This is a genomic window from Telluria sp. LT2P80 (assembly GCF_059685955.1).
Genome location: NZ_JCASIO010000005.1, coordinates 137,487 through 149,210 on the forward strand (window position 1 = coordinate 137,487; position 11,724 = coordinate 149,210).

General features: G+C 63.6%; 11 protein-coding genes. 6 read left to right on the top strand and 5 right to left on the bottom strand.

What is annotated here, in order from left to right:
• Window positions 1-24: 24 nt before the first annotated feature.
• Entirely contained in the window at window positions 25-630 is a 606-nt protein-coding gene (locus tag AC56LW_RS14740; protein WP_499501712.1) for a trimeric intracellular cation channel family protein, read from the bottom strand.
• 211 nt (window positions 631-841) lie between these two features.
• Here AC56LW_RS14740 and AC56LW_RS14745 point away from each other — a divergent pair, with 211 nt between their 5' ends.
• The gene (locus AC56LW_RS14745) at window positions 842-1,267 is read left to right on the top strand and encodes a DUF1842 domain-containing protein (protein ID WP_499635507.1); all 426 of its coding nucleotides are present in this window, start codon (window positions 842-844) and stop codon (window positions 1,265-1,267) included.
• Here AC56LW_RS14745 and AC56LW_RS14750 read toward each other — a convergent pair.
• The 3 genes from AC56LW_RS14750 to trxB all read right to left on the bottom strand — a co-directional run bounded on the left by AC56LW_RS14750 (window position 1,236) and on the right by trxB (window position 5,242).
• Complete coding sequence (locus AC56LW_RS14750; RefSeq protein WP_332529955.1) at window positions 1,236-3,431, bottom strand: ATP-binding protein; 2,196 nt, start codon at window positions 3,429-3,431, stop codon at window positions 1,236-1,238. The genes AC56LW_RS14745 and AC56LW_RS14750 overlap by 32 nt on opposite strands.
• A 150-nt stretch (window positions 3,432-3,581) precedes the next feature.
• Window positions 3,582-4,250 carry a Smr/MutS family protein gene (locus AC56LW_RS14755; RefSeq protein ID WP_332529956.1) on the bottom strand — a complete coding sequence of 223 codons (669 nt, stop codon included), beginning with the start codon at window positions 4,248-4,250 and terminating at the stop codon, window positions 3,582-3,584.
• Between the two features lie 23 nt (window positions 4,251-4,273).
• Window positions 4,274-5,242 carry a thioredoxin-disulfide reductase gene (gene trxB, locus AC56LW_RS14760; RefSeq protein WP_183550884.1) on the bottom strand — a complete coding sequence of 323 codons (969 nt, stop codon included), beginning with the start codon at window positions 5,240-5,242 and terminating at the stop codon, window positions 4,274-4,276.
• 208 nt (window positions 5,243-5,450) lie between these two features.
• Between trxB and AC56LW_RS14765 the strand changes: the two genes are divergently transcribed.
• The 3 genes from AC56LW_RS14765 (at window position 5,451) to AC56LW_RS14775 (ending at window position 10,010) form a co-directional block, all read left to right on the top strand.
• Window positions 5,451-7,937, top strand: a complete 2,487-nt coding sequence (locus AC56LW_RS14765; RefSeq protein ID WP_332529957.1) for a DNA translocase FtsK — start codon at window positions 5,451-5,453, stop codon at window positions 7,935-7,937.
• 118 nt (window positions 7,938-8,055) lie between these two features.
• Window positions 8,056-8,691, top strand: coding sequence for an outer membrane lipoprotein chaperone LolA (gene lolA / locus AC56LW_RS14770; protein ID WP_499635512.1), 636 nt, complete (start codon window positions 8,056-8,058; stop codon window positions 8,689-8,691).
• 17 nt (window positions 8,692-8,708) lie between these two features.
• The gene (locus AC56LW_RS14775) at window positions 8,709-10,010 is read left to right on the top strand and encodes a replication-associated recombination protein A (protein ID WP_332529958.1); all 1,302 of its coding nucleotides are present in this window, start codon (window positions 8,709-8,711) and stop codon (window positions 10,008-10,010) included.
• On the opposite strand, the gene AC56LW_RS14780 is transcribed toward AC56LW_RS14775, so the two are convergent.
• The gene (locus AC56LW_RS14780) at window positions 10,007-10,372 is read right to left on the bottom strand and encodes a winged helix-turn-helix domain-containing protein (RefSeq protein ID WP_332529959.1); all 366 of its coding nucleotides are present in this window, start codon (window positions 10,370-10,372) and stop codon (window positions 10,007-10,009) included. The genes AC56LW_RS14775 and AC56LW_RS14780 overlap by 4 nt on opposite strands.
• Window positions 10,373-10,512: 140 nt before the next feature.
• Between AC56LW_RS14780 and AC56LW_RS14785 the strand changes: the two genes are divergently transcribed.
• Together AC56LW_RS14785 and AC56LW_RS14790 are read left to right on the top strand one after the other, a co-directional pair.
• The gene (locus AC56LW_RS14785; RefSeq protein WP_332529960.1) at window positions 10,513-11,058 is read left to right on the top strand and encodes a hypothetical protein; all 546 of its coding nucleotides are present in this window, start codon (window positions 10,513-10,515) and stop codon (window positions 11,056-11,058) included.
• Between the two features lie 88 nt (window positions 11,059-11,146).
• Entirely contained in the window at window positions 11,147-11,707 is a 561-nt protein-coding gene (locus AC56LW_RS14790) for a hypothetical protein (RefSeq protein ID WP_499635515.1), read from the top strand.
• The last annotated feature ends 17 nt before the right edge of the window (window positions 11,708-11,724 follow it).

Here is an 11,724-nt window from a genome sequence, read left to right on the forward strand (position 1 = left end):
CAAGACCTCCGGGGCGGTGCGTCGTTACCGCCCCATCCGCATATCGAACTTCCACGTCAGCAGCCGCAGGCCGCTGATGAACAGGCAGCTCGACCACAGCGCAAAATCGTGCGGCACGCCGTACTTGCCCATGAGCAGGAACAGCCAGTTGCCGATGAAGGCGCAGATCGCATACGGTTTGCCGTCCCGAAACACCATCGGCACTTCGTTACAGACGATATCGCGCAGCACACCCCCGAAAATCCCGGTAATGACGCCCATCATCGAGGCGATGAAGATCGGCATGTCCGCCGCCAGCGCGGCCGACACGCCCGCGATCGAGAACAGGCCCAGGCCCACGGCATCGGCAATCACGATCAGGCGTTCCGACACGATTTGACGCAGCGTGCGGATGAGGGGAGAGGCAACCAGCGCCAGCACGAAGATCGCGATCGCATATTCCTGGTGCGTTACCCAGAACAGCGGGCGCTTGTCGAGCAGGATGTCGCGCAGCGTGCCGCCGCCGAATGCGGTAATGAACGCCACAGTGAATACCCCGACCAGGTCCATGCGCTTGCGCCGTGCCTCGATGAAGCCGGAAAATGCGCCGACCAGGATCGCCATGATTTCGATGAACTTGATGAGCGTCATGCAGCAGAGGTCAGGGAATGGTGTTGTGAGATTACCACGGGCTCAGCGCTTGCATAAGAGAATTATGCGCACCCTGCGCCATGCGCGTCGCCCGGTCTTGGAGAGGGAAGAAAACCGGAAGGTCATTGTGGCCGGGCATGCTTACAGTGGTGAGGTCCGCGCGGCGCGAGCGCTGGACAATCCCTGCAATCCAACCCAGATGAAGGAGTAGATGATGGCGAATACGTTCGAGTCCGTGAGAGTGGTCACCTTGACCGCCGGCAACTGCGGCATGCCCGGCGCCCCGATCCTGAAGATGGTGCTGATGATCGACCAGGCCGATGGCACCGTGCAGGGCAAGGGCGAGATCAGCCAGGCCCTGGCGCCCCCGTACGGCGAACTGGCGGTGTCGAACATCACCGGCCAGGTGCGCGCAATGGGGTTCGGCCCGGCGACGATGTCACTGGCGCTCAAGGGCACCATCATCACGACGCTCAAACCGCCCGCGATCGGCACGGTCGAGATTCCGTTCAGCGCGTTCTTCGTGACCGACAACGACTGGGTGGGCCGGGGCTACTTCAACTACCCGCCCAACGACGTGACCGATGTGCCGATCGCCCCGGGGCTTACCGCGCCAGCAGTGGCAGCCGCAGCGTAAAGATCACCCGCCCATCCGCATACCGGTAGGCCAGTTCACCCTGGTGCTCGCGCACGATCTGCTGCGCGATGTACAGGCCCAGGCCCATGCCGGTGCGGTTGCGCGGGTTGTTCATCGACGCGCGCTTGAATGGATTGAAGAGCGTGGCCACGGTTTCGGGCGCAATTGCCTGGCCGGCGTTGGCGACCTCGACCGATGCATCACGCTCGTTGGCGCGCAGGCACACGGTCACTGGCGTGCCGGGCTCGCCGTGGTGGCGCGCATTGCTCATCAGATTGGATAACACCTGGCCCAGCCGGCCACTGTCGGCCTTGACGGTGGCCTCGTCGTCGCAGATCAGGTCGAGCGGGATCGACGGATACGCCATGCGCGCCTCGTCCATCAGGTCGATCAGCAATTCCTTCAGGTCGACCGGCACCAGCGAGACGCCCAGGCCCATGCCGCTGTCGATGCGGCTCATGTCCAGCACCTGGCTGATCATGCGCTGCATGCGGTTGGTCGACGACTGGATGCGTTTGCCCAGCGTCGGCTGGCCATTGCCGCCACCGTTGCCGGTGCGCTCCAGGACCATGCCGGCCATATTGATCGAGTGCAGCGGATCGCGCAGGTCGTGCCCCAGCATTGCCAGCAGCTGCGCGCGGGTCGCCTCCGTCTGCGAGCGGTGCGAGTTCATGGCGCGTACCAGCTCGGCCAGTGTCAGGCGGGCATTGCCCAGCACGGTGGGTTCCCACGGGTGCGCGCGACCGCGCACCGTTTCATGCCAGGCATCGAATGAGCCGCGTGGCGTCAGGCGTTCGCCCAGCGGGCCGAAGATGGCAATTTTTTCGGGACGGCCGCCCCAGGCCACGGTTTCGATCTGCTCGACGCGCAGCAGCACGCACCAGCCCTGGCCCATCGGATCGAAGGGCAGGGCCAGCATGCCGACCCACTTTCCCAATTGTGCTTGTAGTGCCTCCGGCCATTCGTGCTTGCCTTCGCGCACCAGCAAATCGTGCTGGTTGTCCGGTAGCGACGCAATGACGGCCTTGGCCAGTTCGGGCGCGAATTCGCCATGCACGACGACCTTGCCGTGCTGGGCGACGATCATTGCCTGGGCCCCGGCAGCCGCCATCAGTGACTCGCCATGTTCGCCCAGCGTGTCGATCGGGTCGTCGTCGAGCAGCAGCGATTCGACAATGCTCGTGCGCACGCGGGCCGACTGCTCGGCCAGCGTGGCGTCGGCGCGCGCTTCGATGCTGAGGATGGTCGACGCCATCACCTGTGCCAGCACGTCGGCCGCCAGGCGCACGGCATACGGCACCAGCTTCTTCGACATGTGGTGGCAGGCGATCAGGCCCCACAGGCGGCCGTTGATGACGATGGACACGCTCATCGACGCCATCACGTGCATGTTCTTCAGGTACTCGATGTGCACCGGGGAGACGCTGCGCAGCACCGCGAAACTCATGTCCAGCGGCGGGGCGCCCGGCGCACCGCACAGCGGCACGGCCTGGTAGTCCATGTCGCCGATCATGCGCAGCGTGTTGAGCGTGTACAGCCGGCGCGCCTGGGCCGGGATGTCGCCGGCCGGGTAGCGCTGGCCAATGTACGGGACCAGATCGTCGCGGCGGCTTTCGGCCACCACGTCGCCACTGTCGTCGGCGCGGAAACGGTAGGCCATCACGCGATCGAACCCGGTGAAATCGCGCACCTGGGCCACGGCGACGCTGAGCAGCCCTTCGATGGTTTTCTGGCGGCGCAGGCGGTCGATCGAGCTGTGCGCCTTGACGGCAAACTGCGACACTTCTTCGGTCGAGGCTTCGCGCAGTTCGAATTCGGCGGTGACGCGCCCATGGGCGGCGTGCACGACGCAATCATATTCGGCCGCGCCGATGGACAGGCCGGCCACGATCGGGCCGGCGTCGTCATCGTTCAGGGTGTCGATACAGTCGGAAATGGCGTCGAAGGCAGCCACCGGCAGGGCCAGGTCCCCCAGGGCCAGGCCCAGTTGCGGGACGACACCCAGCATGGCGGGCGCGTTTTCGCTCCAGCCGGCCAGACGTGCATCTTCGGTAAAGAACAGGATTGCGCCGTGGGGCTGTATCGAGCCGGGGATATGGATCGGCTCGTCGGCGCAGGACGACAAATCGACCTGCTGCCCATGCTCCATGATGACCGCTTGCATTGCCTTCAAATCACACCACCCCTAGTCGAATGACCGGCAAAAGACCGGCCGAGAAGAATTCTACAATCAACCGGCAAAAGGCGTGGAAACTGCAAAGACGAACATTGCAATTGTTACACAACCATGTTGCATTACCCATACAGACGCGTGTTATTCCAGTAGTGCAGCGCGCAGCAGGGCGATCAGCGCGCCGTGGCCGCCGTCGGACCGGCCGGCCGCGCAAAAGGCAATCACCTCGTTCTTTTGCACCAGCCAGCTGTGCACGATCCCGCGCAGCACGGGTTCGCCACCCGGTGAGCCGTAACCGATGCCGTGGATGATGCGCACGCAGCGCACGCCGCGCCGGTTGGCGCGGTGCAAAAAGTCGGTGAGGGCGTCGCGCGCAGCGTCGCGGTTCAGGCCATGCAGGTCGAGTTCGTCCTGGATCGGCCAGTGGCGTTTGCGCAATTTGCGCACCACATCGGGGCCGACGCCGTCGCGCGAGTAGCTCAGGGCCGGGTCTTCGTCGAGCATGCCTTCGACGTCGAACTGGTCCGACAGCGATTCGCGCAGGACCGCTTCGGTTTCTTCTTCGGCAGAGAGTACGGGGCCGCGCTGGATCGGGCGGTTCGGGGCCACGTACACCGGGCGGTGCACGTAGCGATCGGATTCGGGCAGCTTGCGCACGCCCTGCATCGAGCTGCGAAATTCCACTGCCCGTTCGCGCGCCAGGCGTTCGCGTTGTTCACGCTCGGCCTGTTCGATGGCGCGCACGCGCTCGTTTTCCTTGAGCTGGTCGCGCAAGCCCTTGAGCTCAGCGAAGTCTTTCATGCCTGCCATCGAATGCGGTCCCTGGTGAGGATTTACTGTGGATCGTCTTCCAGCGCTTCGAGGTAGCGCTGTGCGTCGAGCGCGGCCATGCAGCCGGTGCCCGAGCTGGTGATCGCCTGACGATAGATATGATCCTGCACGTCGCCGGCAGCAAACACACCCGGCACGCTGGTGGCGGTGGCCATGCCTTCGAGGCCCGACTTGGTCACCAGATAGCCGCCGCTGTGCATCTCGAGCTGGCCTTCGAAGATGCCCGTGTTCGGCTTGTGACCAATGGCCACGAACAGGCCATGCACGGTCAGGTCCTTGAAGTCACCCGTCTGGGTCGATTTCAGGCGCAGGCCCGTCACGCCGCTGTTGTCGCCCAGGACTTCATCGAGCGTCTGGTTATATTCCAGCACGATCTTGCCTTCGGAGACCTTGTGCATCAGGCGGTCGACCAGGATCGGCTCGGCGCGGAAGCGGTCGCGGCGGTGGATCAGCGTGACCTTCGAGGCGATGCCGGCCAGGTACAGCGCTTCTTCGACAGCGGTATTGCCGCCGCCGATGACCGCGACTTCCTGGTTACGATAGAAGAAGCCGTCGCAGGTGGCGCAGGCCGACACGCCCTTGCCCATGAACGCCTGCTCCGATGGCAGGCCCAGGTACTGGGCCGAGGCGCCGGTGGCGATGATCAGGGCGTCGCAGGTGAAGGTGAAGCTGTCGCCCACTAGGCGGATCGGCTTTTCGTTCAGGTAGGTCGTGTGGATCTGGTCGAACACGATTTCGGTATTGAAGCGCTCGGCGTGCTGCAGCAGGCGCTGCATCAGCTCCGGACCCTGCACGCCCAGCGGATCGCCCGGCCAGTTCTCGACATCGGTGGTGGTCATCAGCTGGCCGCCTTGCTCGACGCCTGTCACCAGCATCGGCTTGAGGTTGGCGCGCGCGGCGTACACAGCGGCGCTGTAGCCGGCAGGACCGGAACCGAGAATGAGGACTTTGGCGTGTTTAGTTGTAGTCATGGCGGCGCTTCAATGATTGTTAATAGACACACGGCAATTGGGGGCACCTTGAGAAGAATCAAGGCCCACGCGGGCGCCGGTCGGGGTGTGCGAAAGAGGGCAGATTATAGACGATGCGGCGCGCGGGCATGAATCGTGGGGCCAGTGTGACCGTATATCGCTTAGAATGACCGGATCGTCGATTCGTAGTTACCACGCAGTGCCTGCAATGAGCAAGAATAGTCCAGCCGCCACCTCCGGATATACCCGCACCAAGCAAACGGCCCGCGCGCCGCTGCCAGGCCGCCTGTCGCGCCTGTTGTCCGAAGCGCGCTGGATCGCCGGCGCCGTCGCGTTCCTTTATTTCGTCCTGATCCTGCTCAGCTACAGCAAGGGGGATCCCGGCTGGTCGCACGCCAATTCGGTGCCCCGCATCGACAATCTGGGCGGTGCTGCCGGTGCCTGGCTGTCCGACCTGCTGCTGTTCATCTTCGGCTTTTCGGCCTGGTGGTGGAGCGTCATCTTCCTGCGCCAGGTCTGGCGCGGCTGGCGACGCCTGACCGACAAGCTCGGCACGGCCGCGGCCGCCGAGCCCGTGCACCACGGGGAAATCTACGTCCGCTGGATCGGCTTTGCGCTGATGTTCGCCGGCAGCGTCGGCCTGGAATACCTGCGCATGTGGTCGTGGGATGTCGAACTGCCACGCGCGCCCGGTGGCGTGCTGGGGCAACTGATCGGGCATGCCAGCCAGGTCACGTTCGGCGCCACCGGCGCTACCTTGCTGCTGTTGCTGCTGTTCGGCCTGGGCTTCTCGCTGTTCTTCCAGGTCTCGTGGCTGGCCGTGGCCGAGCGCATCGGCGGCGTGTTCGACGACGCGTTCGACTGGTTCCGCCTGCGCATGGAAGACATCGAAGACCGCAAGCAAGGCGAAGTCGCGGCCGTCAAGCGCGACGAAGTCGTCGACCATGGCCGCGCCAGGTTCACCGAAAAACATTCGAACGAGCCGATTCCGGTCGTCAAGGCCGAGCCGTCGCTCGACATGGCGCCAGCGCCTGTCTCCATGGCGAAGTCGACGGCAGCGTCGGCCTCCGGCGGCGCGTCGACTGGTGCGCCAGGCGCGCAGCCGGTGCTGCAGCCGATCAAGATCGAGCCGCAGATGGTCAGCGTGCCCAAGTCCGAGCGTGCCGAAAAAGAACGCCAGACGCCATTGTTCTCCGATCACCGGGGCGATACCGACCTGCCGCCGCTGGCGCTGCTCGATGAAGCGCCTCCGGTGACCGAAACGGTCAGCGTCGAGACGCTCGAATTCACCAGCCGTCTCATCGAAAAGAAACTGTCCGACTTCGGCGTCGACGCCAAGGTCGTGGCCGCCTATCCGGGGCCGGTCGTCACGCGCTACGAGATCGAACCGGCCACCGGCGTGAAGGGCAGCCAGATCGTCAACCTGGCGCGCGACCTGGCGCGTTCGCTGTCGCTGACGTCGATCCGCGTCGTGGAAACGATCCCCGGCAAGAATTACATGGCGCTCGAGCTGCCAAACCCGAAGCGCCAGATCGTGCGCCTGTCCGAGATCGTCGGCTCCAAGGTGTATGGCGACAGTGCGTCGAGCCTGACCGTGGCGCTGGGCAAGGACATCGCCGGCAAGCCGGTGGTGGCCGACCTGGCCAAGATGCCGCACCTGCTGGTGGCGGGTACGACGGGTTCCGGCAAGTCGGTCGGCATCAACGCCACCATCCTGTCGTTGCTGTATAAATCCGATCCGGCCGACGTGCGCCTGATCCTGATCGACCCGAAGATGCTGGAAATGTCGGTGTATGAAGGCATTCCGCACCTGCTCGCGCCGGTCGTGACCGACATGCGCCAGGCCGGCCACGCGCTGAACTGGGCCGTCAACGAGATGGAGCGCCGCTACAAGCTGATGAGCAAGCTGGGCGTGCGTAATCTGGCTGGCTACAACAACAAGATCCTCGAGGCGACCAAGCGCGAAGAGCACATCCCGAATCCGTTCTCGATCATGCCGGACAATCCGGAGCCGCTCGAGAAGCTGCCGACCATCGTCATCATCATCGACGAACTGGCCGACCTGATGATGGTCGTCGGTAAAAAGGTCGAAGAGCTGATCGCCCGTATCGCCCAGAAGGCGCGCGCGGCCGGCATTCACCTGATCCTGGCGACGCAGCGTCCATCGGTCGACGTCATCACGGGCCTGATCAAGGCGAACATCCCGACCCGCATTGCGTTCCAGGTCTCGTCGAAGATCGACTCGCGCACGATTCTCGACCAGATGGGCGCCGAGGCGCTGCTGGGCATGGGCGACATGCTGTACATGCCGCCAGGTACCGGCCTGCCGGTGCGCGTGCACGGCGCGTTCGTGTCCGACGAGGAAGTGCATCGAGTTGTAAAACATCTGCAATCGCTGGGCGAGCCGAACTATATTGAAGGCATCCTCGAAGGGGGCACGCTGGAAGAAGGCGGCGCCGCAGACGGGGCTGCGCCAGGCGAGGGCGGCGGCGAGGCCGACGCGCTGTACGATCAGGCGGTGCAGGTGGTGCTCAAGAACCGCCGCGCATCGATCTCGCTGGTCCAGCGTCATCTGCGCATCGGCTACAACCGCGCCGCACGCCTGCTGGAACAGATGGAAAACAGCGGCGTTGTCTCGCCGATGCAGTCGAACGGCAACCGCGACATCCTGGTGCCGGCGGCCAGCGCGGAATAAGCGTAGCGCCGACTGCAAGCTTTTTCTGCTGTAGGGTGGACGCGGCCGGCGAGGCGGCTCCGCCATCCACGCGTTCAACCTGCCCAGGCAGACCAAAAAACAAGAACAGGACCTCCACATGCAAGCAACCAAATTCACCATCGCCGCACTCCTGTCCACAAGCGCCTTCGCGTTCTCGACCATCGCCAGCGCCGCAGCACTCGACCAGTTCAAATCCTTCGTCGCCAGCACCAAGTCGGCCAAGGGCGAATTCACCCAGCAACAGCTGGGCAAATCGAAAAGCGGCAAGGCCAGCCCTGCGTCGAGCGGCAGCTTCGTCTTTGCCCGTCCCGGCAAATTCATCTGGACCTACCAGAAGCCGTACGAGCAAGTCCTGCAAGCCGATGGCGACCAGCTGTATATCTACGACAAGGACCTGAACCAGGTCACCGTGCGCAAACTCGGTAACGCGCTGGGTTCATCCCCGGCCGCAATCCTGTTTGGCAGCAACAAGCTGGAAGAAAACTTCACGCTCAGCGAAGCGGGTGAGCGCGACGGCATGGAGTGGCTCAACGCCGTACCGAAAGCCAAGGACACGTCATTCGAGCAGATCAGCATCGGTCTGAAGGGCGGCGTGCCGCTGGCGATGGAATTGAAAGACACGTTTGGCCAGACCTCGCGCCTGACCTTCACGAACTTCCAGCGCAACCCGGCCCTGGGCGCGCAGCAATTCAAGTTCGAGACGCCCAAGGGCGCCGACGTCGTCAACCAGTAAGCCGTACGGAGAGCGCCGTGGATGACCTGTTCAAGACCGAACCGGCGGCGCCGCTGGCCGAAGCCCTGCGCCCGCGCACCATCGACGAGGTGGTGGGGCAGAGCCATCTGCTGGGCCCCGGCAAGCCGCTGAACCTGGTCTTCAAGTCGGGCAAGCCCCATTCGATGATCCTGTGGGGCCCGCCGGGCGTGGGCAAGACCACGCTGGCGCGCCTGACCGCGTATGCGTTCGACTGCGAATTCATTGCGTTGTCGGCGGTGCTGTCGGGCGTGAAGGATATTCGCGCGTCGATCGACCAGGCCGAGCAATATCTGGCGCGCGGCAAGCACACGATCCTGTTCATCGACGAAATCCACCGTTTCAACAAATCGCAGCAGGATGCCTTGCTGCCGTTCGTCGAAAGCGGGCTGGTCACGCTGATCGGCGCAACGACCGAGAATCCGTCGTTCGAGGTGAATTCGGCGCTGCTGTCGCGCTCGCAGGTGTACACGCTCAAGGCGTTGACCGATGACGAGCTGCGCCAGTTGCTCGCGCGCGCGAAAGAATCGGTGCTGCAGCATCTCGAATTCGACGAGGTTGCCATCGACACGCTGATCGGCTACGCCGACGGCGACGCGCGCCGCTTCCTGAACCTGCTCGAGCAAACGAAGACGTCCAGCGACACGGCCGGCATCACGCACATCACGGCCGACTTCGTCGAGAATGCGCTGACGCTGAACGTGCGCCGCTTCGACAAGGGCGGCGACAATTTTTATGACCAGATATCGGCGCTGCACAAGTCGGTACGCGGCTCGCACCCGGACGCCGCACTGTACTGGCTGTGTCGCATGCTCGACGGCGGGGCCGATGCCAAGTATCTGTCGCGCCGCATCGTGCGCATGGCCTGGGAAGACATCGGCATCGCAGATCCGCGTGCAATCCAGCTGGCCAACGATGCTGCCGCCACCTACGAGCGGCTCGGCTCGCCGGAAGGGGAGCTGGCACTGGGTCAGGCAGTGATCTATCTGGCGATTGCCGCCAAGAGCAATGCTGGCTACAACGCCTTCAATGCGGCGATGGCGTTTGTGCGCAAGGACAAGTCGCGCGAAGTACCGGTCCATCTGCGCAATGCGCCGACCAAGCTCATGAAAGAACTGGGCTACGGCCACGATTACCGGTATGCCCACGACGAGCCGCATGCGTATGCGGCGGGCGAGACCTATCTGCCCTACGACATGCCCGAACCAGGCTGGTACCAGCCGGTGCCGCGCGGGATCGAAACCAAGATCGCCGAAAAAATGGCGTGGCTGCGCGGGCTGGACGACGAGGCCCGCCGCTAGCGGCCTTCTGCGGCCTTCACCAGCAGGCCTGACAATTCATCGAAGTACGCCAGCGCTGCCGGCGTGAGGTCAACCTGCTTGCGCCGGGTGTCTTCGGTGTCGGTGAGCGTGAGCCAGCCTTTCTTGCGCATCGCCGTGACCCGCGCATGGATGGTCGCGGGCGCACCGAGGTGTTCCTGCGCCATCAGGTCGCGCACGGAGAGGCGCTGGTGAGCCTGCAATGCACGGGCGACCACGGCCAGCACGCGCTCTTCGCGCGCGTCCAGCGGCCCCAGAGTGGGCAGCGTGCGCAGTGCGTCGACCAGATTCAGGAAGCGCAGGTAAATGTCGGCCGGCCGTGTCGGCGGTTTTTCTTGACTCATCGAGTTCCCATGCCCTGTTCGGGCAATGCTTGTTGCAGTGCTGCCACGCTCAGCAAATTGTTGCGTGTCGGATAACACCCGCTTGTTTATAATCCGGCGTCCTTCCGTAATCTTTGCATTGTAACCAAAGCCTCTCATCCATGCGTCATTTGCAGCTTAAATTCGCCATGGTGGCGTGCACGGCGACCCTGTTCCTGGCCACCATTATGCTGAACGAAATGCTGTTTACGCGCCTTGAGTTTGTGCCCGGCATCAACATCATCTACCTGCCTGCCGGGGTACGCCTGCTGAGCGTCTTGCTGTTCGCCGAGGCCGGTGCATTTGGCCTGTTGCTGGCATCCTGGTACATCTGCTTCTTCCACTTTTTTCCGGACGATCCGCTGCGCTCGTTCGCTGGCGGCATCCTGTCGTCGCTGGCGCCGTATCTTGCATACCGCGCGTTGCTGGCATCAGGGATCGGTGCATCGCTGCGCGGCATGAGCGGCCAGCGGTTGTTCTGCTTCGCGCTGCTGTTCTCCGTCATGAGTCCTGCCATGCACCATGCCTGGTTTGCGCTGATGGGCGGCCAGAATCTGTGGAAAGGCTTCGTCGTCATGTTCACCGGCGATCTGGCCGGCACGCTCATCGTGCTGTATGGCGCCAAGCTCGCGCTGAACGCATTCTGGCCCAAGCCTGTTTTGCGGTAGAAACAATTTCTTTACAGAAAATAATTACACGTGTAGGATATGCTCTCATAATTATAACGTTCTAACTTCTATATCAATAGGGCCTGGCATGCCAACAAGATCAAGCTTCCTGTCGACTGGCGTGCTGGTGCTGGCGATGTCGATCGCGGCAACGTTACTGACTGGCTGTGATGGTGCACGTCATAGCGTGGCGGAAGCGATTCGGCCTGCCAGTGCAGCCGAGGTGGCAGGGACGCTGCGTGAACAGATTGCCAAAGGTGACTTCAGCCGGGCCAGCACCGATGGCGCCGCCTGGCTGGCGAATCAGGCCGACCCAAGCGGCAGCGTCGCCTGGGAAACAGCAAAAGCGAGTGCGCAGGCAGGCCACGCCGACGCAGCCATTCGCTTTGCCGGGATGGCGGTGCAGGGCGGGGCGGTGGACGCGGTGCAGTTGATGACCGAGCCGATGCTCGAACCGGTACGCCTTGACGAGCGCCTGGTTGGCCTGGCTGCCGGCACCGCCGCAGCACCGGATGGCCACGTCGACAGACTGACGCCTCGCACCACGCCGGTTCCGGTGCCGGTGTCATCCAACGCTGCAGCTGCGTCCATCGGCGTCGATGGCATCAAGGCCAGCGCCGGCGATGTCTCGGTTCAGCTACCCGACTAATCTTTTCTCTCACACCT

Excerpts from the sequence above, each read along its gene's own strand:
- AC56LW_RS14740 (WP_499501712.1), bottom strand. The coding sequence starts at position 630 with ATGACGCTCATCAAGTTCATCGAAATCATGGCGATCCTGGTCGGCGCA.
- AC56LW_RS14745 (WP_499635507.1), top strand. The coding sequence starts at position 842 with ATGATGGCGAATACGTTCGAGTCCGTGAGAGTGGTCACCTTGACCGCC.
- AC56LW_RS14750 (WP_332529955.1), bottom strand. The coding sequence starts at position 3,431 with ATGCAAGCGGTCATCATGGAGCATGGGCAGCAGGTCGATTTGTCGTCC.
- AC56LW_RS14755 (WP_332529956.1), bottom strand. The coding sequence starts at position 4,250 with ATGGCAGGCATGAAAGACTTCGCTGAGCTCAAGGGCTTGCGCGACCAG.
- trxB (WP_183550884.1), bottom strand. The coding sequence starts at position 5,242 with ATGACTACAACTAAACACGCCAAAGTCCTCATTCTCGGTTCCGGTCCT.
- AC56LW_RS14765 (WP_332529957.1), top strand. The coding sequence starts at position 5,451 with ATGAGCAAGAATAGTCCAGCCGCCACCTCCGGATATACCCGCACCAAG.
- lolA (WP_499635512.1), top strand. The coding sequence starts at position 8,056 with ATGCAAGCAACCAAATTCACCATCGCCGCACTCCTGTCCACAAGCGCC.
- AC56LW_RS14780 (WP_332529959.1), bottom strand. The coding sequence starts at position 10,372 with ATGAGTCAAGAAAAACCGCCGACACGGCCGGCCGACATTTACCTGCGC.
- AC56LW_RS14785 (WP_332529960.1), top strand. The coding sequence starts at position 10,513 with ATGCGTCATTTGCAGCTTAAATTCGCCATGGTGGCGTGCACGGCGACC.
- AC56LW_RS14790 (WP_499635515.1), top strand. The coding sequence starts at position 11,147 with ATGCCAACAAGATCAAGCTTCCTGTCGACTGGCGTGCTGGTGCTGGCG.